Source organism: Paratissierella segnis (genome assembly GCF_014385195.1).
GTDB classification, from domain to species: domain Bacteria; phylum Bacillota; class Clostridia; order Tissierellales; family Tissierellaceae; genus Paratissierella; species Paratissierella segnis.
In genome coordinates, this window is sequence record NZ_JACRTG010000010.1 from 35,431 (window position 1) to 57,899 (window position 22,469).

Genomic DNA, 22,469 nt, shown 5'->3' on the forward strand with positions numbered 1-22,469 from the left:
ATTACATCAAAAACTAATAATTCCAAGATGTTCAAGCAATATTTTTAAGCCCATAAGTATCAATATAATACCTCCCACAAGCTCAGCCTTAGATTTGAACTGTGCGCCAAATATATTGCCAATTTTTACTCCTATCATGGATAAAACTAAAGTGATGACGCCAATAAGAATTACAGCCCGAAGGATGTTAACCTTAAGAAAGGCAAATGATATACCTACTGCCAATGCATCAATACTTGTGGCAATAGCAAGGGGTAACATATCCATAGGTTTTAGGGAAATTTCTTTCAATTTTGGGCGCTCCCCGTTGGGACATTCTCTATCTGTACACATTTGGACAGGGCATATTCGATCAGGACATCCCTCTTTCTTAAAACTATCAAAAATCATCTTCCCGCCAATCACCGAAAGGAGTAAAAATGCAATCCAGTGGTCAAATGCCATAATTTTATCTGCAAACTGTGAACCAAAGAAATAGCCGATTAGCGGCATAACCCCTTGAAATATTCCAAAGTACAGTCCAACAATCAGCTCCTTTTTAAATTCTAATTTCCTCATTGATAATCCTGCGCAAATTGACACAGCAAATGCATCCATTGAAAGTCCTACAGCAATAATAAGTATTTCCAGCAGTTCCATTTACATTCTCCTTTGTACACAGTCATTTGCAAAATAAAAAAGCTCAAATATCTCTCATACAGCTACATACTTAGATTCCAATAAAAATGAGAATCATCCGTAGCTGTAAAAGTTATACTTGAGTCTCGTTCTTTAAGACAAACCAGATCTTTCGATCAGCATGTTGATTTGCCACGCTATTTGCGCTAACTACTCCCTCATGAATATTTACAATCATTTTATACATTTTAACGGAGAGAGAGGGATTTGAACCCCCGGTGCAAGGAATACTTACACAACAGTTTTCGAGACTGCCACCATAAGCCAACTCGGACATCTCTCCATAGTATTTACTTTTTATCTCTTAAATTCTTGAAGAAATCCTTCAAAACTTTGCTGCATTCATCTTCCAGTACTCCAAAGGTCACATCTACCCTATGATTAAATTTGGAATTTCTTATGAGATCCTCCACTGAACCGCAACAACCCATTTTGGGGTCAGTGCTACCTATTACAAGTCTTTTAATCCTAGCGTTCACGATGGCACCTGCACACATGGGACAAGGTTCAAGAGTGACATACATTGTACAATTTTCCAATCTCCATCCTCCCAGATACTGACTGGCTTCTTTAATAGCTATAATCTCTGCATGGGCAGTAGGATCCTTCAAGGTTTCTCTGAGATTAAAACCCCTGCCTATTATCATATCATTATATACAATAATTGCACCTACAGGTACTTCATAGGTGCATGCTTCAGCTAACGCTAAAGCTATCCTCATATAATTTTCATCCATAATTTCACCTAATGGTGCACCCGAGAGGAATCGAACCCCCGCACACGCCTTAGGAGGGCGCTGCTCTATCCGACTGAGCTACGGGTGCTTATTTACACCACCTTATTTTATAATATTTTGAGATGGTTGTCAAATATTTAGCCCCATAAATTATTGTAACCAATTGAGAATATATTCAATATAATATAATGAATAAATAATTAAGGAGGTTTTTTTATGGTTGAAGCTGCAGGATGCAACCGCGAAAGCAACACCAGCTTATTATTTTTCTTCTTACTTTTAGTGATAATATTTTGCGGAGGAATTTGGTAGATAATATTAAAAGGGAGGATAAACCTCCCTCTCAGGCTGTTGTCAAATAAAGTGTCAGCAGCCTGGGTAATATTGATATTATTTTTGCTTGATTGTTTCTAATCCATTTAGATATTTTTTTAATACTTCAGGTACTGTAATAGATCCGTCCTCTTGCTGGAAGTTTTCCAATATTGCCGCAAATGTCCTTCCTACTGCCAATCCGGAGCCATTCAATGTGTGTAAAAAGTCTACCTTACCATTTTCTCTTCTAAATCTAATATTTGCTCTTCTTGCTTGAAAATCCTCAAAATTGCTACAGCTGGAAATCTCTACATATCTTCCGTAACTGGGCATCCATACTTCCAAGTCATAAGTCTTTGCGGATGAAAACCCTAAATCTCCTGTACTTAACATCACAACTCTATACGGTAAGCCAATTCTCTTTAGGACTTCTTCTGCATCGCTTGTTAGTTTCTCTAACTCAGCATATGAGGTATCGGGATGAGAAAACTTAACCAATTCTACCTTATCGAATTGGTGATTTCTAATAAGTCCTCTGGTATCTCTCCCGGCAGAACCAGCTTCTTGCCTAAAGCAAGGAGTATATGCAGTATAATATATCGGTAATTCTTTTTCAGCTATTATTTCATCTCTTAATAGATTTGTTAACGGAACTTCAGCTGTGGGAATAAGGAAAAAATCTTTGCTTGGCAGATGGAACATTTCCTCTTCAAATTTTGGCAATTGTCCTGTGCCTATCATACTGTCCCTATTTACCATAAATGGGGTTGAAAACTCCGTATAATCTTGGTCTTCCGTATGAAGCTCAAGCATAAAATTGATGATCGCTCTTTCAAGCTTGGAGCCCAATCCTCTAAACAATGTGAATCTAGCTCCTGCAATCTTAGATGCTCTTTCAAAATCAAGAATATTTAAGTTTACTCCCAATTCCCAATGAGGTTTTGGCTCAAATCCAAATTCCCTTGGCTTCCCCCATTTTCTCATTTCTAGATTATCAGTATCACTGCTGCCCTCTATTACTGAACTATGAGGCGTATTTGGTATCTGAAGCAACAATTTTTTAAGTTCTTCATCAATTTCTTTTACTTCTTGATCTAATTCTTTTATCTTCTCAGACAAAAGCTTCATTTTTTTAAAGGTTTCCGAGACGTCTTGACCTTCCTTTTTTAGTCTGGGTATATCTTTAGAAGACTTATTTTGTTCAGCCTTCATCTCTTCAACTTGAACCAATACTTTTCTTCTTTTTTCATCCAATTCCACTACTTCATCAATTGGAAAATTACCATGCCTCTTTTTCAATGCATTTACTACTTCTTTAGGGTTAGATCTGATACGTCTTATGTCTAGCATAGATAAAACCTCCCTCTAGTATATTTCAAAATTCGAATCAAAGATACTGATAAAAATTACTTTTACTGTGTAATTCCAATGCCTCTTCTCTTAAGTTCATAATTTGCCTCTCGTTCATTATTCTCAATGCTTTAACTTATATATTATCACAGTGATAAAAAAGTACAAACAAAAATACAAGGGACGGTATAAACCGCCCCCTAATTTATCAGTAGTTGAATGCTTCCTCCATCATTATAATAACTGAAATTTAATCCTAAATGCTCAACCATAAAATCTACAGGCATATAAGCTCTTCCTTCTATTATCACAGGCTTGGAAGGCAAATTTACTAAACTGCCATTTATATATGAGTGTTCACTTCCTATATCCATAATAATGGATTTAGTTTCCCCATACACGACTCCATTTAATAACAATCTCTTGGTACCCGGTCCATTGATTAGACTTACGCTAAAACCTAATTCATCACCTATTGTCTTTACAGGTAGCAGTATGCTATTATTAATGCTGTCATATATATATAATTTTGTATCCAATGTAACATTCTTGCCTCTTACTACCAATCTAGTATTGGCATTCTTTGTAGTTTTTAATATATTGGAAAGCTCTGTAATCCTTAATTTACTTTCATAAATTCTAAATGCCGCCGCATCTGAAGTTGGAATACCCGTGGTGGGAATAGTTTTCTTTAACTCTTTAGTTTTTCCCCATTCCGGCTCTGTAACTCCTATAATCCTTTTATTGTTTGGAAGTGGAGTTGTCGGAATTATGTTCCCGGGCAAATTGCTTCCGCCGGGTTTGTTGCCGCCTGTTCCGGGTTTATCATTGCCACCGTTTCCGGAACCGCCTCCATTATTTCCTCCCGAGCCCCCGCTACCTTTACCTTCTATTGCATCTAATCTTGCGTTTAGTTCGTCTATCTTTGCCTTAGTATCCGGTCCATCATTTATTATGATCTTTACCCTTAACCTAGCTATACGGATATAACTTTCCAGTTCATCAGAACCACTTCTATACTTTTCTTCCGCTGCCTCCACTGCATTTTCTGCATTTTTTATACGTTCTTCGTTTAATATTCCCTCTTTCTCCGCTTTGTACATTGCATCTATATCATTTAAAAATCCTGTTAAGGTATCTTTCGCAGCTTTGTTATTGTCACTAATCCAGCCAATAGCCATTTTAGCAGCAAAAATAACTTTATCAATTTTCTCCTGTTCATTCATCACATTACCTTTTCTTATTGACTCAGCAAGCAAATCAGCCGCATCATTAACTGCCTTCACAGCCAAATCTATAAGTTCTTGGTCATTATCTGTAATTAATTTACCTTCAATGGCGTTTATGGTATTTAATATTGTTTTTTTAATGTCTTTATTTTTATTATGACCTATTCTATCTATTGCTCTTCTGGCAGCAGCAATATCCAATCTAGCTTGAGATTTACCTTGTTCATCTTTTGCCTTATCTACCGAATATGATGCTATATTTACTAACCTTACAGCTTCCTTTACATCTATATTGTCCTCTGACAACTCTATTTCTTCATTTGCATAGTCTATTTGAGCTAATAAATCCTTTTGGTTGCTTAATTTCCTAACGGCAGCATTTGCCTTTATAACCTGATTCTTGGCATCATCTATCATTTCATATGCTGCTTTTATTTTGTCAGTTTCATCATCTGCTCCTTCTATAATTTTAGAAATAAAAGTATTGGTTTCATCAATAATTTTGAATACATCATTTAATGCCTCATTAGCAGCTTTTAAAGCTTCAGTTTCATTGATTTCTTCTTCTCCTATTGATTGATCCAAATCATCTAATATCTTTTTTAACCTATTATATGAATCTTCTGCCAGATCCTTAAGCTCATCAACAGCAAATCTGGCTTTTATGCTGTCTGCTGCTATTCTGCTTTCAACTGCCTTTTCTACCAACTTTGTAGCTTCTGCAACCTTCTTTGATATGTCTAATTGGTTTTTTAAATCAGCAATTATTTTCCCTAAATGTTCAATGATATCTTTATATCTGCCATCTACCTTATTTAAAGCAGTTTCTGCATCCTTCACACTCTTTTCTGTAGGATATGCTTCTGCTCTGGCAACAGCTGCTTTAGCGTCCTTTGCTATTTGAATAGCATCTAATCGTTTCTGTAAACTTGCTCTAAGTTTTTTATCAGTTACTTTGTCTATGGCTTTTTGTGCCTTTTGGATTGTTTCATTACTGGGTTCTGAATCTTTTTTCATTTCACCTTCTGCTTCAAGAACAGCTTCTTCAGCTTCAGTAACCTTTGCCCCTTCATCTTTTAGATAGTCTTCTATGGCTTTAATCCTACTGCTTATATCACTTATCATACCTTCATATATAGTTTTATCTTCATCTGCAATTTTTTCAATTATACTTTTAAAATCTTCTAGAGCTGTCCCAGCAGCATTTTTGTTTATCTCATTTCTATTTTTTTCTGCATTTTCCAATACCTTTATAGTTTGTACATAGCTTTCAAGTGCTCGGATCCTAGCATTTAGATTTGATATTTTATCTCTGTACTCAGCCTTATTACTAATTGCAGCTACTGCATTCTTAGCTGTCGTAATATCTTTTGATAGTGTTTTGCTATTATGCAACGCACTTTCTTCAGCATACTTTACTAAATTTTCTGCTATTGAAACTTCCAGAGTTTCTATTTCCTCAGTTAATTTATCTTTTTCAGTTTGATCTTTAACCAAGTCTATTGCCTTTTTAGCTGCTGTAATATCTTTTGATAGTTTTGTTTCTTCTGCTTTTTTTACTGCTTCTTTTGCCTTTTTAAGAAGGTCAGCAGCTTCATTTTTTTCTAATTTAGCTCTTAATGCATTAACTCTATCATCAAGACCCGGTTTGTAATCTGGATTAATATTTAACAACGCCTTTTCTGCCGCTGTAACGTCCTTCGCTGTTAACGTGCCATTCTCAGCTTTTATTTCCGCATTTTCCACCGTTTGTTTAGCCTTTATTGCATTGTTTAATTCCTTAATCGTAGCTTGGAATTCTTTTTTTATGTTGCTGGTTGGTAAATTTTTAACTGCTTCTTCAGCTTCTTTTACTGCCAGAATATTATCTGATGATAATGTCCCTTCCGTTGTTAAACTAGTTATGGCTTCATTAACTGCTTTCTCCGCATTTTCAATCTTTTTATCAGTATCTATCATAGAAATGATATCTTTTAATTTCTTTTCTAATTCTTTTTTAATTTTACTGTCTGATATGTCAGCAATAGCTGTCTCTGCATCCTCAATTGAACCAGTTTTCTTAACATCTTCAATCAATTCTATAGCTAATTTCGCTTTTTTTATGACTGTCATTCTGCTGATTCGTTGTGTTTTAACTATACTTTCTTTAAGCTTATTTATAGCCGTATCAGCAATATCTACAGCATTCTGTAATTCAGTTTTATTAGTCTCAGAATATTCCCTAAGATATTTTGCAAGACAAACTTCTGTTTTTCCCATTGCAGCTGTTGCATCTATTCTATTGTTTAAATCATCCTTTATTATTCCATCCGGAAGCAGCTTAACAGCTTCCCTTGCTAAAGCAATATCTATGTCTTTCATGCTTTTTTCTGCCTTTTCTACTGCCTTTACAGCTTTTGTCACTAAATCTGATGAATCTATTGCCGATTCTACCCTATCTAATCTAGCATTTAAAGTATTTATTTCTGTTTGATAATCTTTACTAATATTATCTATAGCTTTTCTTGATGATGTAACATAAGTCATTTTTAGGGGGATTGCAGTTTCTGCTTTTTCTACTGCTTTCATCGCAGTTATTACCAGCTTAATAGCCTTTATTCTATTTTGTTGATTAGTTCTAACACCCATATCCTTAATTTTCTTAATTTCTTGTTCAGCTACTTTAACAAATTCTTCAGATTTATCAATTCTACTTATTAATGAATCTTGAGGATCTAATATATCTTCTACAGGGATATTTTTTATACTATCATCTGCATTATTTATTGATTTTATTGCATCTACTGCAATTTTAACATTATCTATTCTCCCTTGTAATTGTTTCTTTATAGATTCAGTTTTAATATTTTCTATTGCAGCATTCGCGTCATTAATTTTATCATCTAAACCCTCTATTTTATTGTTTCTTAAGTTGCTTTCTATTTCTTCTACTATTTCTTTAACTTCATTGATTAATTTCTGTTCTTTTTCATTATCATCTATTTCATCTTGTAAAGCTTTTATTCTATCCTTTAGATTTGTCTTTGTTTCTCCTTCTTTAAGATTATCAACTGAATCAAATGCTTTCTCTATATCATCTAGTAATTTAGTTCTTTCCGCCTTTTCCACAGCAATGGTAGCTTCTAAGATTTTTATTCTTTCTTCTAGCTCTGTTCTTTGTTCCTGTCTTACAATTTTAACTGCATCTTTAGCAAGGATAATGTCTTCCTCAGATTTTGTTCTTTCAGCCTTTTGTATTGCAGCAACAGCTGCTTCCAGAGCATTTATTCTTTCTTCTAGATCTTTATTTGCAATCATGGTAATTGATTCTTTGGCGGCTAAAATATCATTCATTTGAAAAGTTTTTTCTGCTTTTGTTACTGCTTTAATTACAATTGACTCTTTTTTCTTGAGGATTTTATTTGTTAAATCATCTATTTTCCCTTCCAGTTCTTCAAAAGCTGTGCTTAAAGTTCCATCTTGATATTTATCTACTTCGCTCTTTAATATATCTTTTAATTCATCGTAGTTCTTTTTCTTCTCTTCTATGGTTATAAGCTTCTGCTTAGATTCTTTAATCTTTTCTATTGATGTATCTTCAGATATATTTTTGATATCATTAATTGTTTTATCTATATCTTTTTTAATTAGCTCTATTTCATATATTAGTTGTTGGACTGTAGGATTGCTCCCTACATATTTTTCATCTGCAAAAACCTTTCCCCTATGTCTATCAAAATTCCAGATAGATTTATCCTTTAGTATCAAGAAACACTTATCACTAACAACATTATCCTCAATACTTTCCTGTCTACCATCCACATGATACCATAGACCTTGAACCTTCACTAAATTCCATATGCTTCCTTCTTCTTCAACTTTCCCAATGGCAATATCATTATCGTATCCCAGTTCATCCATCATCATCGCAAATAGGATTGTATATGAGCTTTTATCAAGAATATCCTTATCATCTTGTTTATGAATAAATATTCCCTTAATTTCAGATACTTCCTTACCTTCGACATTACTCAAGGCACCAACTATAAAATCATAGGCGTACTTTATTTTCTCATAATCAGTAAATTTAATTTTAATTATATTGTATTGTTCATTAAGATTTGCCCTTAAACTATCAAAATCCTGTTTAATGTATTTATACTCTATTTGATGGGTTACACTTTTTAAAACTTTTGTGGTTTCATCAAGTACAGGAACGATTGTCTTATTTGTTATATTTAACTCCCCTAGGTGATAAGGGGTTGAACTCAATGCTTCTTTAAATTCATTTTCAATTTTAATACGGGCCATGTTCTCTGAAGTAAAGATTTCACTTCCATTAAAATTAATAATTATACTCTCTTCCTGATTCATAATACCATTTTTAAGCTTCTCCCTATATTCATTCCAATCCTTTACAGTGTATGTACCTGCAAACACTGTAGATGGCATAATCATAGGTATGATTATCGACATAACTAATATTAAACCTATACATCTATGCACTATATTTTTAATTTTATTATTCAAGTAAAAAACCTCCTTATAAGCATACTTAATATTATTAATATCGGTTAAAGAGGGTATTTTTTTAAATCTATATTATAAACCTTCCTCGACAATGCTCGGAATTATAATTAACATAAAAAATCCTAAGGACATTTAAATCCCTAGGATTTCTATCATATATTATTTAATTTTTACAAATAAAGCTGCTATCTCTGCTCTTGTTATATTGTTTTTAGGTCTGAATGTTCCATCGGGATATCCTGATATAACTTCTAGGTCTACAAGCTTTGTAATCTCCGATATATATGATGATATAGCTACGTCGGTAAGCTTCTTACTCATATCGGTATTGTATACAGCTCCTAAATCTAAGGCATTATCTATTAAAAATGCCACTTCTTCTCTGCTTATAGGTCTATCTATATTTAAATAATTAAATCTATATAGATTATCAGGTGGTACTCTGTCCAAAATGGATTTTGACTCTATATATCCCCATGAATTGAGGCTAATCGGAACCATTGCATCTCCTACAACAGGCTTCCCTTTTGCAGGAGTTGCAGCTATTAGTCTGCTTAACATAACCATAAATTCTTTTACAGTTATATTTCCCTTAGGTCTAAATGTCCCGTCAGGATAACCAGATATCAAGCCCTTTGACACCAATTGACTGATGTCTCTTGATGCCCAAAATCCTTTATCTACATCTGTGAAGTTTTTAATTTTGGTTTTTTCCTTCTCTTGTCTCATCACATAAAAATCCTGTTGGGAATTAGTTTCAAAATTTAAAACACTTAGCTTGTATATCTTGTTTAGCTCTAAATTTATCTGGTCATTCATCTCGACTGTTTTGTCTGTATCTTCATTGTAGACTAACATATAATTCGTATCTATTTTGCTCTTTCCCTTTTTCGAGTTAGTTTCATCTTCATATCTAAAATGGTCGGCAACTTTTATTTTATCATTATATACTATATATGGACTAAAATTTACGGGACTTCTTCTGTCTTCAGAATTTTTCCAATCAGGTTTAATAAGTATGTATGCAGTCTCTTCAAAAGTTTTGTCCTTATTATTTGTCATGATAACCTTGAATAAACCGTATTTATCAAGCTTAATATTTCCATCTTTATCACAGGATAAGCCGCTCAATTTAAATTTAATATCATTTTTATTGTATCGATAATAGTTATCCTTTATGACTTCGTCATATAAACTAAAGGCATTTACGACTTTGCCATATTCCAGTTCAAATATATCCTCAAATCCTTTAAATTTATTGACCTCGGACTGCCTATTTTTAGCCAATCTCTCCAAAATAAATTCCGGAATATATTTTGTAAGCGGTGCATTATCTTCTTTAATTGAAAAATTATAATTGCTTTCATTGTCTGCATAATCTTTTATAGTTATATAGATAGATGAGGGGATTTCAACTTCAATCTCGTATACCTTACCTACCTTTTTTCTGCCGTCGTATTCATACTCATAATCCTTTAATTTAATTTCATAGGATCGAAACTCCTTATTTATCGTATATATAATTGGTTTTGTAGCCAACTCTTCATCATCCGATATGCTGAGTCTCAATACTCCATCTTCTACATAAGCATAATCAATTACGGGATTTGTTTTATCTTCATCTGTAGTATTTGTATCTGCCGCTATTGCATTGATAGCAATATATTTATCGAAGGGAATGATCCCAAATGATATAGACGCTGCCAAAACAAAAGTTAGCATTACTTTAAGTCTTCTTTTATCCATTCATTTTCCTCCTTTCATGCTTTTAAATATTTCAATAATTAAAATAGGATAATTTTAAAGAGTCATATCTCCTTTTTTAATCCAACCTATCTTCCTTAGCCATTCGGATACTATGAACGATATAATTCCCGGCAAAACAAAGTGCATCAAGATTATCAATACTATCACTCTCGGACTTGAACCCATTGTATCAATAGTTGCGAACTGTCCCACCAGTCCGCTGGTTCCCATACCTGCTCCTATGCTATTTCCCTCCATCTTCAATACATATGATGATATAGGTCCTAATATTGCAGAGGATACAATTGCAGGAATCCATATTAATGGATTTTTTACTATATTTGACATTTGTATCATGGAAGTTCCTATCCCTTGAGCAATAAATCCGCCTATTCCATTTTCTCTATAGGATGCAACGGCAAAGCCTATCATATTTGCTGCACATCCCACTGTTGAAGCCCCGGCTGCCAATCCTGACAGTTTCAATGATATTGCTAAAGCTGCCGAACTGATCGGAAGCGTAAGTATAATTCCCATTACAACAGAGACTATTATCCCCATGGGAATAGGATGCAATTCGGTTGCCATATTAATAAAATCGCCAACATAATCCAAAGCTACCGTTATATATGGTGATACATGTTTAGCTACTAATCCCCCGACTAAAATGGTAGAAATAGGAACCAAGACTATGTCCACCTTTGTCTTTCCACTAATCATTTTTGATACTTCAGCACCTATTAATGATGCTATCATAGCCCCAACAGGTTCACCTGTATTTATTATAGCAGCAGCTCCATCAAAGGATATGCTGCCGGCACCTAAAGTCCCCGTAACCACAGATGCGAAAATTCCCAATGGAGGTGCACCTATGCTATGAGCAACCCCTGCCCCTATTGCAGGCCCCATCAGCTTTTGAGCTATATTACCAAAATTTATCAACATAGGAACATCTAATAAAGTACCTATTTGCTTAATTATAAGTCCGATAATTAACGATGAAAATAATCCCAATGCCATTCCGTTAAAAACGTTTACTATGTAGTCCTGTATTCCTTTGCCTTTTTTAGCCATATAACACCTCTTATATATAGATTTAATTATAATTCACAATTCACAATTCACAATTAAAACCGGAGATCCTTCGTTTCACTCAAGGATGACACCTGCGGTGTCAATGCACAATTGAAAGCATTAGTCGTCATTGTAGTGGTGGATGACCCTTCGCCCCTAAGAATCTCTCCTTATTGACACTAAAGCTCGACCACAGCAGTTCTTCTCTCTTAGATATTCACTCTTTACTATCTTTTCATTGTGCATTATGACCTGTGAATTGTGAATTGCTTTTCATATCTTTCAACTGTTGTTCACTGTTCACTGTTACTTATTCACTGATTCTCTCTTACCTATTACCTGTTTTACTCCCACCTTAAATCCTTACCAAAGAATTTTAATGGAATAAATTTATCTAAGATTCTGGAAAAAACCCTATCAGTATAAATCTCTGTAATTTCTTTAGGAGTTAAATTGGTTGAGATTATGGTTTTTTTCCCTGATATCAACCTAGTATTGACTATATTAAAGATTTCAGCATTTGTAAAAGTATTTGAAACTTCAGTTCCCAAATCATCAATTATCAATAAATCCGCTTCAAACAATAAATTATATTTAAAATCATTTAAATCGTCATTATCTTTTCCAAATCTACGTCTTTCCAAGATATCCAATATCGTAAAAGCTGTTTGATAAATTACTATTTTATTTTTATCTAGCAATACCTTAGCTATACAATTGCAAAGGAATGTCTTTCCAAGCCCGGTTGTCCCATAAAAAATCAAATTCTCGCCGTTGTTTTCTTCAAAATTGTTTACAAAGCCTTCCGCTATTCCAACAATATTGATCATATTTTGCCTAGGTGTCATTTTCTCACCTTCAAAAGTTTCATCTTTAAAAACATTGATATCGAAGGTTTGAAAGTTTTCTTTTTTTAATATGCTTTCCAAATTGGACATTTTGTAAGCTCTCATCGCTAAAGCCTGTTTAAGACAATGACATTTTTCACCACTATCCAGATACCCGGTATCCTTGCAGCTATCGCAAAAATATCTCATTTCCATATAGTCAGGCTGTATATTGCTTTCTGTAAGTAAATATGCCTTCTCCATCTTAAGTGTTTCTATGTTCTTTTTAGTCTTTTTTGCAATATCCAAGTAGCCATTGGGATTATTGAGGATATGTTTTGACATGACGATTCCGGTTTTCATGATTTCTTCATCTATTTTTTTAATTCTTGGTATCTTTTTATAAACTTCATTAGTTCTTCTTTGCTTGTCCCTTTCTTGCCAATCCCTTTTTCTCTCATATTCACTTAAAATTTCTCTCATCATATCCGTATACATACCTAATCTCCTTTAATTTTAAGAAAATGAGCTTCTCTCTTCCTTCTTGCAATCTCTTCTAATTCATCTGCTGAATATTTATTTGACCTTTGTTCAAAATTATGAAATCTCGTCTTGTTCGATATATTTTTTTTAGTTGGATTCTTGTTCGTCTTTATTTCCTTTTTCTCCGGTGGCTTATCCATAATTTCTATATCTTCAATCTTTCTGATGCCTTTCTTATACCAGCTGGAAATAACCCCATCTATATAGCTAACAGTTGGGTTTGAAGCCTTGCTTGAACTTTCGCAGCCTTTGAGAATTATCTCCATTGAATAGCTATATTCATCCAGCCATTTATCTATAATCTTCATATCTCCTTCAGTAATATTTCTATTTACCAGTCCAATTGATTTCATGATTCTTTGATACTGATAAAATCTTTCATCGTTTAATTTAAAATGTTCTAATAAGGCTTCGATATTTGTCACGCCTTTATCATACCAATTTCTAATAATGCCTTCTATGTATTTTATACTCTTTATACCTTTTCGTTCAATACTATAATAAAATGCCTTCTCTATTACATCCGGGTTCATGTTGTAATCATGTATCCAGCCTAAGATTTGTAATTTTTCGGTAGGGACTGTTTGCCTTCTCATGATGTTGTCGATATTATTAAACATATTATTTATTGCCGGCATTTGATTTGCTTCTATAAGGTCCTTCATACTATATCTAAATTTTTTATTTCCTGTTTCTTCTTTATTTAATATGCTTAAATTATTCTTTATATAGAGCTGTTTAAGATTTAAAAATTTAACACCGTAGTTGACTTCTGTCTTATCTATTTTTTCGATTATGCCTTTTTCTTCCCAAAAATCCCATGCACCAAGTACATCCTCCAATGGAATATTTAAATGTTTTGCTATAGTCATATTTGTTACTTCAATTTTCTCATCTTTATCATGAGCATATTTATAGCCTAATAAATACACCTTAACATAAGTGCCATTTGCCATAGGCATATAATCATTTATAAAAATATTTTCTATAGGAGTATCTCCCAAGTCCATATCAGTAATTTCAAGGTTGAAACTCATTTTATCAACTCCTATGATTGCTTTTTAAGAAAAATTCCTTTATCCAATTTCATTTTGTAGATATAATTATATATCTTTTTATCGGTAATTACAAAAGAAGATTTTTCATCCAGAAAATACGGATTGTTAGTGTCCAGCTTATGGTCATAGAATTCATCAAGGTAGTAGCCAACAGGTTTAAATCCCATTTTTTCATATAATCTATATGCCCTTTTATTAAACTCTGCTACCTCAAGATACATCTTTTTCATCTTCATTTTAGTAAAGTAATGATTGAGAAAGGTGGAAAGGCACTCCGTTCCATACCCTAAAGAAACATAATTTGGATCAAAAACTATTCCCAATGTAGACTCTCTTTTTATCCTTCTTATATCCTTTATCCCCATATAACCAATAAGTTTCGCCTCTCCGTCAAATATCCCGTAGTATTTGTTGTTAAGGCTAAAAGTCTTTGATCTATACCACGTCTTAAGTTCTTTATCATTCATATCCGGGAAATTGTAATCACCTAATAACGGATTGTCATGATACCCCCAATTGCGCATTTGATACACATCAGCTAATTTAAGTCCGCTTATCTTTATTCGAGAACCACTGATTTCCATAATTCCTCCTGAATAAAAAAGGGTGGTTAGTTTCCACCCCTATTGTCTAATTCCAACAACCTTTTACCGAATCCCATGCCATATTCAACTGCTTGTTCATCTGATTTATCATACGGAATAAAGTTTACCTTTAAGCCATCTTCGTCATAAATTTTAAGCTTTAAATTTTTTAAATTATCCTGTATAATCTTTACTGCTTCTCCGCTCCAACCGTAGGAACCAAAGGCTCCGGCTAATTTTCCCTTATTTCTAATCGGATTTATAATAGCTAATAGCTTATAGATTGGCAATAAAATGTTTTGATTTATAGTAGGGCTGCCTATAATAAAAGCGGAAGATTTATATACCTTATCCTCCAATTCTTCAATATTTACGTGCTCTATATCCATCAATTCAACTTCAATATCTCCGGCCATCTTTATGCCTTCAGCAATCTTTTCCGCAATTTTCTTAGTATTTCCATAGGCAGAAACATAGGCAATAAATACCTTCGAATCTTTATGGGAACTTTCCGTTTCAGCGGAAATTTCTCTCGACCATTCAACATACTTTTGCCAATTTGATCTTAAGATAGGTCCATGCCCGGGACAAATTACATCAATTTCCAAATCGGAAATTTTGTCAATTGCTTCTAACATATAATTACTAAATGGCTTTAAAATAACATCAAAATAATATTTAAATGAATCATCAAAATCATCGACTAAGTCATCAAACATTCTTTCATCACAATAATGACAGCCAAATGAATCACAAGTAAACAACATTTTATCTTCTATTAAATAGGTATACATAGTATCCGGCCAATGTAAAAAAGGTGCTTGTATAAATTTAAGTGTCTTGTTGCCCAAATCAATTGTATCTCCATTTTTTACAACCATAGACTTGAAGTCCTTATCTACCATGTGTTTTAAGAAGTTGATTGCTGACCTGCTTCCAACAACTGTTGCATTTAGTGCCAAATCAAGCAAATAGGTCAAGTTTCCTGAATGATCCGGCTCTGTGTGATTTAAAATTATATATTCGATATCCTCAAAATCCGTAACCTGCTTTATTTTATCCAAATAGGTATCTCTAAATGTAGCTTTAGTTGTTTCTATTATAGCCTTTTTATCCGCATCTATAAAATATGAGTTATATGTTGTACCATATTTAGTCTCCATCACAACATCAAAAGTTACTAAACCAGGATCCAATACTCCTACCCATTTAACCGATTCGTTTACCGGCAATACTTTATTATCAATCATTGATCTACCTCCCTTTTCTATGTATTTATATATACCCATCATATGGGAGGAAAATTCACAATTCACAGTTCACAATTTATAATCTATGGGATTATTCTTTGAACTTTTCTTCTTACCTCTCTTTTCTGTTGTTCACTGTTCAATGTTAGTTATTCATTTTGTTTCTTCTACTACCTAGTTTGGTAATTTGTAATTTTCCTTATTTAAAAATTTCGTATATTCGCCTTTCCATACCAACTCTATACTTCCGGTAGGACCGTTCCTATGCTTAGCTATGATGAGTTCACCTATATTTTTAAGCTCGGTTTCTTTGTTGTAATATTCATCTCTATATAAGAACAGCACAACATCAGCATCCTGTTCTATGGCGCCGGATTCCCTTAAGTCAGAAAGTATAGGTCTGTGATCAGACCTCAATTCAGGAGCACGGGAAAGCTGAGATAATGCAATTACAGGACACTCCATTTCCTTTGCCAACGCTTTTAATCCTCTGGATATAGCTGAGATTTCCTGCTGTCTGCTCTCTTGTCTGCCTTCCAATTGCATCAATTGTAAATAGTCAACTAAAATTAAGTCCAATCCTTTTTCTATTTTTAACCTTCTGCATTTTGCCTTCATTTCCATTAAAGATATCCCAGCAGTATCATCTATAAATATATTCATTTGAGATAGCGGTCCCATAGAATCCACTACCTTCAGCCATTCGTCATCACTTAAATTGCCGCTTATTATTTTCTGTAAATCCACATGCGAGGTCGCGCTTATAACTCTTTGAACCAATTGTTCCTTGCTCATTTCAAGCGAGAAAATCGCCACCTTAGCATTTGACTTCAATGCGCTGTGAGTTGCTATATTTATACCAAGTGCTGTTTTACCCATAGACGGCCTTGCAGCCAATAATATCAAATCAGATTTTTGTAACCCGGATAATTTGTTATCCAAATCTATAAATCCGGTTTCAAGTCCGGTTAGTCTTCCTTTGTTTGCAGCCCTTTCTTCTATTTGAGCAAAACTATTTAATAGTACCTCACTAATAGGAGAAAACCCTTCTCTATGACTGCCTTGAGTTATATCAAATATATTCCTTTCGGCAAGCTCTATAATTGCACTTACTTCTTCCGTATCTTCAAATGCTTTGCCCATAATATCATCGCTTGATTTAATCAGCCGTCTTAAAATAGATTTTTCCTGAACTATTTTGCAATAATATTTAATATTTGCTGTAGTGGCAATACTGCTGGAAAGATTTGCAAGATAAGTAACTCCACCAATATTGTCTAAAGTACCTCTTCTTTTCAATTCCTCGGATAAAGTTATTAAATCAACAGGCTCATTTTTATTAAATAATACTATCATAGTTTCGAAAATTTCTCTATTCGCTTCTTTATAAAAATCCTCCGGTTTAATAATTTCCAAAGCTGAGTTGATTGCTTCCTTATCAATTATCATTGCTCCCAAGACGGATTGTTCCGCTTCAATACTATTGGGAGGAATTCTTCCCATTATAGCTTCTATTTCAATCACCTCCACTATTCAACCGTCACATTAACCTTTAGTTTTGCTGTAATCTCCGCATATACCCTTACATCAACTTCAGTGATTCCGGTATTTTTGATATTTTCTTTCATTTCAATTTTTCTCTTATCAACATCTATTTTATGCTCTTTCCTTAAAGCTTCAGCAATATCATTGGAAGTAATTGAACCAAATAATCTTCCGCCTGTCCCACCTTTAGCCTTAATATTTACAGTCAAACCCTCTATGTTTTTTTTCAATTCCAATGCTTGATTCTGTTCTTTTTGTTTTTGGATTTTTTCTTTTTTCCTATCTTCTTCCCATTTTGCTAAATTCCCTGAAGTAGCCTCTATTGCTAAATTCCTAGGAAAAAGGAAGTTCCTTGCATAACCATCTTTGGCATTGACCAATGCTCCTTCTTTACCCAATCCTTTAACATCCTTTAAAAGAATTACCTTCATTTTTTTTCACCTTCCTCTAAAAATTCCTCTATTTTATCAATTAACATCTCTTCAGCTTCTTCCATGCTCATACCTGAAATCTGCGTACCTGCACTTGTCAGATGTCCACCGCCTCCAAGCCTTTCTAATATGAGCTGTACGCTTATATCCCCTAAAGATCTTCCGGAAATATGAATTCTATCATTGACTCTTGTTAAAACAAAAGATGCCTCAACCCCATTGATATCCAGTAATTCATCAGCAGCTTGAGCTGCAATAAGAACTGAATCCTCCATTTCCTTATCCAATTTTCCAATTGCAATTCTATCCAAAATTAATCTTGTAGATTGTATGACTTCAGCTTTACTTATAAATGTATTGAAGTTATCACGGAACAACTGTCTTACAGTAGTAGTATCGGCTCCGACTCTCTTTAAAATGGATGCTGCCTCAAACGTCCTTACACCGGTCTGATAGCTAAAATTCTTAGTATCTACAGTAATCCCCGCCAGCAAAGCTTCAGCCTCAAATTTTGTAAGGTTTAAATCTTCGCTCATATATGATAATACCTCCGTAACCAACTCACTTGCAGATGATGCATATGGTTCCAAGTAAGTAAGAACAGGGTCTTTCACAAATTCCGTCCCTCTTCTATGATGATCTATAACAACCGCCTTATCTGCTATATCTAATAGCTCGGGAGCTTCCGTAAATGAAGGTTTGTGATTATCTACCACTATCAAAAGCGAATCTTTATTTATTATTTCCAATGCCTCTTCAGTTGTTATAATCTTTTCCAATAAATCGGGCTGTTCTTTTCTTAGTTTATCATAAATATTTTTAATTGAAGGATTTTCACCATTCAAAACCAAATAGCCTTCTTTGTTCCTATTGTCAATAGCTCTTAAAATACCAATACCAGAACCAAAGGAGTCCATATCAGGATTTTTATGACCCATAACAAATACATTTTCTGCTTGGTCGATTAACTGCCTTAGAGCATATGCGATAACCCTGGATTTTACCTTATTTCTTTTCTCTAGAGCTTTTGATTTACCTCCAAAGTATTCAAATGACGGACCTGATTTTAATACAGCTTGATCTCCTCCTCTACCCAAGGCAATATCAATAGCTCCCTTGGCATTATCATAGGACTCAATTATGTTGTTTTCAGTTGCACAAACACCCATACTCAACGTAATAGGTATTGTATTTCCTATATTCAATTCCTTCATTTGATCCAGAATATCAAATTTTTTTGATTTGATACTTTCTAAAGCGAAATAATTCATAATTACAAGGTATTTGTCATTTTCATATTTTCTTACTAGTCCCCCATACCTGGTAAAATATGATGCAATTCTCTTATCTATCTCAGCCAATACCAATGGCTTATTTATATCAGGCGTAGAGCCTTTTACCTCATCATAATTATCAACATAAATTAGACCGATTACGGTGTTTTCACCTTTATACTTTGCTTCTAATTTAACATATTCTGTATTATCAACCCAGTACAACAATATAATTTTATTTCGATTACTCACCTTTTTAGTATCGATTGTATTTGAATATACCTTATAATAATTATCTCCATATTTAATATTTATCGGAGTATCATCTCCGGCTTCCAGCAATTCAGCCAGTTTAAAATTAGGAATTAATTCATAAATTCTTTCATTTAATAAATCTTCCTCCACCATCATCTCCAAAAAAGGCGTATTATACCAAGTAATTGCACCATTTTTATCAATTATTACAAGAGGAAAAGGCATATTAAAAATAGCATGCTTTGTTGCGGAATCAAATTCATTTGATAAATCCTCTATATATTTAGTTAACTCTCTTTTCTTTTCTGAAGTTTTTCTAAAATCATAATACACCAAATATGCTAAAAGCAATGCCCCAATAAAGCCCAATTTAGGTTCATATATAGCAATTATCACCACCATTAGCCCTATGATTATCAAATATAACTTTGTATCTGACCATTTAAATATATCTTTTTTCATAGTAATCCTCCCATTAGGATTTTAACTTATTTATCTTTCTGAAGTCTATAAAGATATCCAATAAGCCCAATATTGATATTATAGACACTAATGGAGTAAAGAAAACAGAAATTAGTAAAAACACTATTCTAAAGGCATTTGCTACCTTCTTTTTTGCCATCAAGTAATCTATAACTGATAATCCTTGAATATATATCATAAATCCTACTAATAATACTAAATTTGCTAAAATGGCATCAAAGTTAAAACCCTCAATATTTTTAGTTAGATATGCTCCTAAAAACATAATTAAAATACCAGGTACTATATTATTTGGCAATCTAAACTTGGAAAATCTGGGGATATTAACTACCCCTATATTTATCTTTCTAAGCAATATTGCTGACAAATAATAATTAATATAAGAAATTAAAAGCGCAGCAATAATAATCATAGAAGGTACTATCATTAGCATATATTTATATGCATTTTCAAGAAGATCTTTTACCCTTTGTAATTCTAAATTGGTAAGATCCATGTCTTTAAACATGTCAACCTGAACATCTAAAATATTTTTTAAATTATTTTCTAATTCAATAGCTATATTAATACCGGATACACCGCGTAAATAACTAATCATTAAAAGCATAATTATGAAAAAGACTACAGAAGAAGCCGCCAATATTTCAATTGATTTTCTTCTATTTTTGATGCCATATATAATAATAATGGTCATAGGCGCAAATGCTATGAATAACAATAACCCACTCATCATATCCGTTGTAAGCCCAATAATTACAGAAACTACAGCCATAATAAGTACACTATTAATTGATCCATTTTTAACTCCATATGCAATAAACAAAACAGGAAATAATATTAGAATAATAGGATAAGTGTAAAAGCCAATTATAGTGTATAAAATCATACATAGGGCAACTCCCAATGTTTCTAATATAATTCTTTTTAATTGATTATCATCCTTCAAATATTTCACCTCAATCTAGATTGCAATTCATAATTCACAGTTCACAATTGATTATCAAAGCAACCTCTATGACATTTTTATGCAATGTGAATTTTATTGACTATTATTAATATTATACTCTAGTTTGGTAAAAAAGTCTTACCTAAAATAATTAAATAGTCGTAGTTAATAAATCATATTTTTAAGTTCATAGCAATTTAAGATGCAAAAGCCTTTATATTTATTTTTTAATTTTTTAATAATATTGACACAATATTCTATATAGTGATATACTGAAATTAAATTAATAGGGAGAATATGTTATGGAAGTTGGGTGTAATTCCCACGCAAGACCGTTGCTGTAATTCACTGATGCTTTGACTATGTCACTGGAAAATTTTCTGGGAAGGCGTCAAGGCTATGTTGTTTTTAAACACAAGTGATAAGCCAGAATACTTACTTATTTCTCAGCCGCATTAATCGTGCGGTGCATGGCCTTGCGGATAACCATGGCAATGCATTATTCATATCTTTTTATCCTTTCTATTCTATTTTGGATATGAGATATGTTTACTTTAGTATATGTCTGCAAGATTTAGTGCAGACTTTTTTATTGCCTAATCTAAAAGTACTTACACCTTCGATGAAAGCGACAAATAATATAATACAAAGGAGTAGTTAAGTAATTATGAAAAAACAAATTAAAAGATTATTGAGCCTTGCAATAGTATTGTCATTATTTCTTACAATGATGACAGGATGTTCCAGCACAGATTCAAAAGAGGCAAGTCCGCCGGCAGAAAACCCTAAAGATTCATCCGCTGAAACCCCAGCAGGCAATTCATCTGACAAAGTTCTTCTAGTGGTAAGCTTTGGTACAAGCTATAACGACAACAGAGAATTATCCATCGGTGGTGTTGAAAATGCACTTCAAAAGGCTTACCCCGATTACGAAGTCCGCAGAGCATTCACAAGTCAAATTATCATTGACAAGCTTAAAGAACGTGACAATATCGAGATTGACAATGTAACAGAAGCTATGGATCGCCTAGTAGCCGATGGCATAAAGGAAGTTGTGATACAGCCTACTCATGTAATGAGTGGTTACGAATATGATGATGTAGTTAATGAAGTAAATCCATACAAGGATAAATTCGAAAGCTTTAAAATTGGCAAAACTCTGCTTTCATCTGATGCAGACTATAAGGAAGCAATTTCAGTAGTAACAGAAGAAACAAAGTCCTATGACACAGAAGGAACTGCAATTATATTCATGGGTCACGGAACCGAACATGAAGCAAACTCTACTTATGCAAAGCTTCAGCAGTTTTTTACCGATGCCGGTCACTCCAACTACTTCATCGGTACTGTAGAAGCAACTCCGTCACTGGATGATATTGTAGCTCTTGTTAAGGAATCCGGTGCAAAAAAGGTTGTTCTGCTTCCTTTCATGATAGTTGCAGGAGACCATGCAAACAATGATATGGCAGGAGATGAAGATGATTCTTGGAAGAGTACATTTGAAGCTGAAGGTTTTGAAACCGAAATTGTATTAAAGGGTCTAGGCCAATATGAAGGAATTCAGAATCTTATCGTTAAACATGCAGGAGAAACTATAGCTGAATAAAAATATTGGGGTTGGCTGTATACAGTCAA

15 protein-coding genes and 2 tRNA genes are annotated in these 22,469 nt (G+C 33.5%); 1 reads left to right on the forward strand and 16 read right to left on the reverse strand.

Going from position 1 to position 22,469, the window contains the following annotated elements:
- Positions 1-6 precede the first annotated feature (6 nt).
- The 16 genes from H8707_RS03725 to H8707_RS03800 all read right to left on the reverse strand — a co-directional run bounded on the left by H8707_RS03725 (position 7) and on the right by H8707_RS03800 (position 20,834).
- A complete protein-coding gene (locus H8707_RS03725; protein ID WP_262428796.1) occupies positions 7-639 on the reverse strand; it encodes a manganese efflux pump MntP in 633 nt (210 codons plus the stop codon).
- Positions 640-870: 231 nt separating this feature from the next.
- Positions 871-961: transfer RNA gene (locus tag H8707_RS03730), tRNA-Ser, on the reverse strand.
- A gap of 7 nt (positions 962-968) precedes the next feature.
- The gene (gene tadA, locus H8707_RS03735) at positions 969-1,415 is read right to left on the reverse strand and encodes a tRNA adenosine(34) deaminase TadA (RefSeq protein ID WP_262428797.1); all 447 of its coding nucleotides are present in this window, start codon (positions 1,413-1,415) and stop codon (positions 969-971) included.
- Positions 1,416-1,427: 12 nt separating this feature from the next.
- Positions 1,428-1,503 (reverse strand) — tRNA-Arg (locus H8707_RS03740).
- Between the two features lie 302 nt (positions 1,504-1,805).
- On the reverse strand, positions 1,806-3,080 hold the full coding sequence (serS, locus tag H8707_RS03745) for a serine--tRNA ligase (protein ID WP_262428798.1): 1,275 nt from the start codon (positions 3,078-3,080) through the stop codon (positions 1,806-1,808).
- 200 nt (positions 3,081-3,280) lie between these two features.
- Positions 3,281-8,818, reverse strand: coding sequence for a stalk domain-containing protein (locus H8707_RS03750; RefSeq protein WP_262428799.1), 5,538 nt, complete (start codon positions 8,816-8,818; stop codon positions 3,281-3,283).
- Positions 8,819-8,977: 159 nt separating this feature from the next.
- Complete coding sequence (locus H8707_RS03755; protein ID WP_262428800.1) at positions 8,978-10,564, reverse strand: S-layer homology domain-containing protein; 1,587 nt, start codon at positions 10,562-10,564, stop codon at positions 8,978-8,980.
- A 54-nt stretch (positions 10,565-10,618) separates the two neighbouring features.
- The gene (locus H8707_RS03760; protein WP_262428801.1) at positions 10,619-11,638 is read right to left on the reverse strand and encodes a PTS transporter subunit IIC; all 1,020 of its coding nucleotides are present in this window, start codon (positions 11,636-11,638) and stop codon (positions 10,619-10,621) included.
- A gap of 344 nt (positions 11,639-11,982) precedes the next feature.
- Positions 11,983-12,963, reverse strand: a complete 981-nt coding sequence (locus tag H8707_RS03765; RefSeq protein WP_262428802.1) for an ATP-binding protein — start codon at positions 12,961-12,963, stop codon at positions 11,983-11,985.
- 2 nt (positions 12,964-12,965) lie between these two features.
- Positions 12,966-14,045: a DnaD domain protein gene (locus H8707_RS03770; protein ID WP_262428803.1), complete on the reverse strand. Its 1,080-nt coding sequence runs from the start codon at positions 14,043-14,045 to the stop codon at positions 12,966-12,968.
- Between the two features lie 11 nt (positions 14,046-14,056).
- Positions 14,057-14,650 (reverse strand): GNAT family N-acetyltransferase, encoded by a 594-nt coding sequence (locus tag H8707_RS03775; protein WP_262428804.1) that lies wholly within the window; start codon positions 14,648-14,650, stop codon positions 14,057-14,059.
- Positions 14,651-14,676: 26 nt separating this feature from the next.
- Positions 14,677-15,900, reverse strand: a complete 1,224-nt coding sequence (locus tag H8707_RS03780; RefSeq protein ID WP_262428805.1) for an FprA family A-type flavoprotein — start codon at positions 15,898-15,900, stop codon at positions 14,677-14,679.
- 174 nt (positions 15,901-16,074) lie between these two features.
- A complete protein-coding gene (gene dnaB / locus H8707_RS03785; protein WP_262428806.1) occupies positions 16,075-17,403 on the reverse strand; it encodes a replicative DNA helicase in 1,329 nt (442 codons plus the stop codon).
- Between the two features lie 26 nt (positions 17,404-17,429).
- Positions 17,430-17,876 (reverse strand): 50S ribosomal protein L9, encoded by a 447-nt coding sequence (gene rplI, locus H8707_RS03790; protein WP_262428807.1) that lies wholly within the window; start codon positions 17,874-17,876, stop codon positions 17,430-17,432.
- Entirely contained in the window at positions 17,873-19,867 is a 1,995-nt protein-coding gene (locus H8707_RS03795) for a DHH family phosphoesterase (protein WP_262428808.1), read from the reverse strand. Before H8707_RS03795 ends, rplI begins: the two co-directional genes overlap by 4 nt.
- Before the next feature lie 13 nt (positions 19,868-19,880).
- Positions 19,881-20,834, reverse strand: a complete 954-nt coding sequence (locus H8707_RS03800) for a YybS family protein (protein WP_262428809.1) — start codon at positions 20,832-20,834, stop codon at positions 19,881-19,883.
- Between the two features lie 667 nt (positions 20,835-21,501).
- Here H8707_RS03800 and H8707_RS03805 point away from each other — a divergent pair.
- Positions 21,502-22,440, forward strand: a complete 939-nt coding sequence (locus H8707_RS03805) for a sirohydrochlorin cobaltochelatase (RefSeq protein ID WP_262428810.1) — start codon at positions 21,502-21,504, stop codon at positions 22,438-22,440.
- The last annotated feature ends 29 nt before the right edge of the window (positions 22,441-22,469 follow it).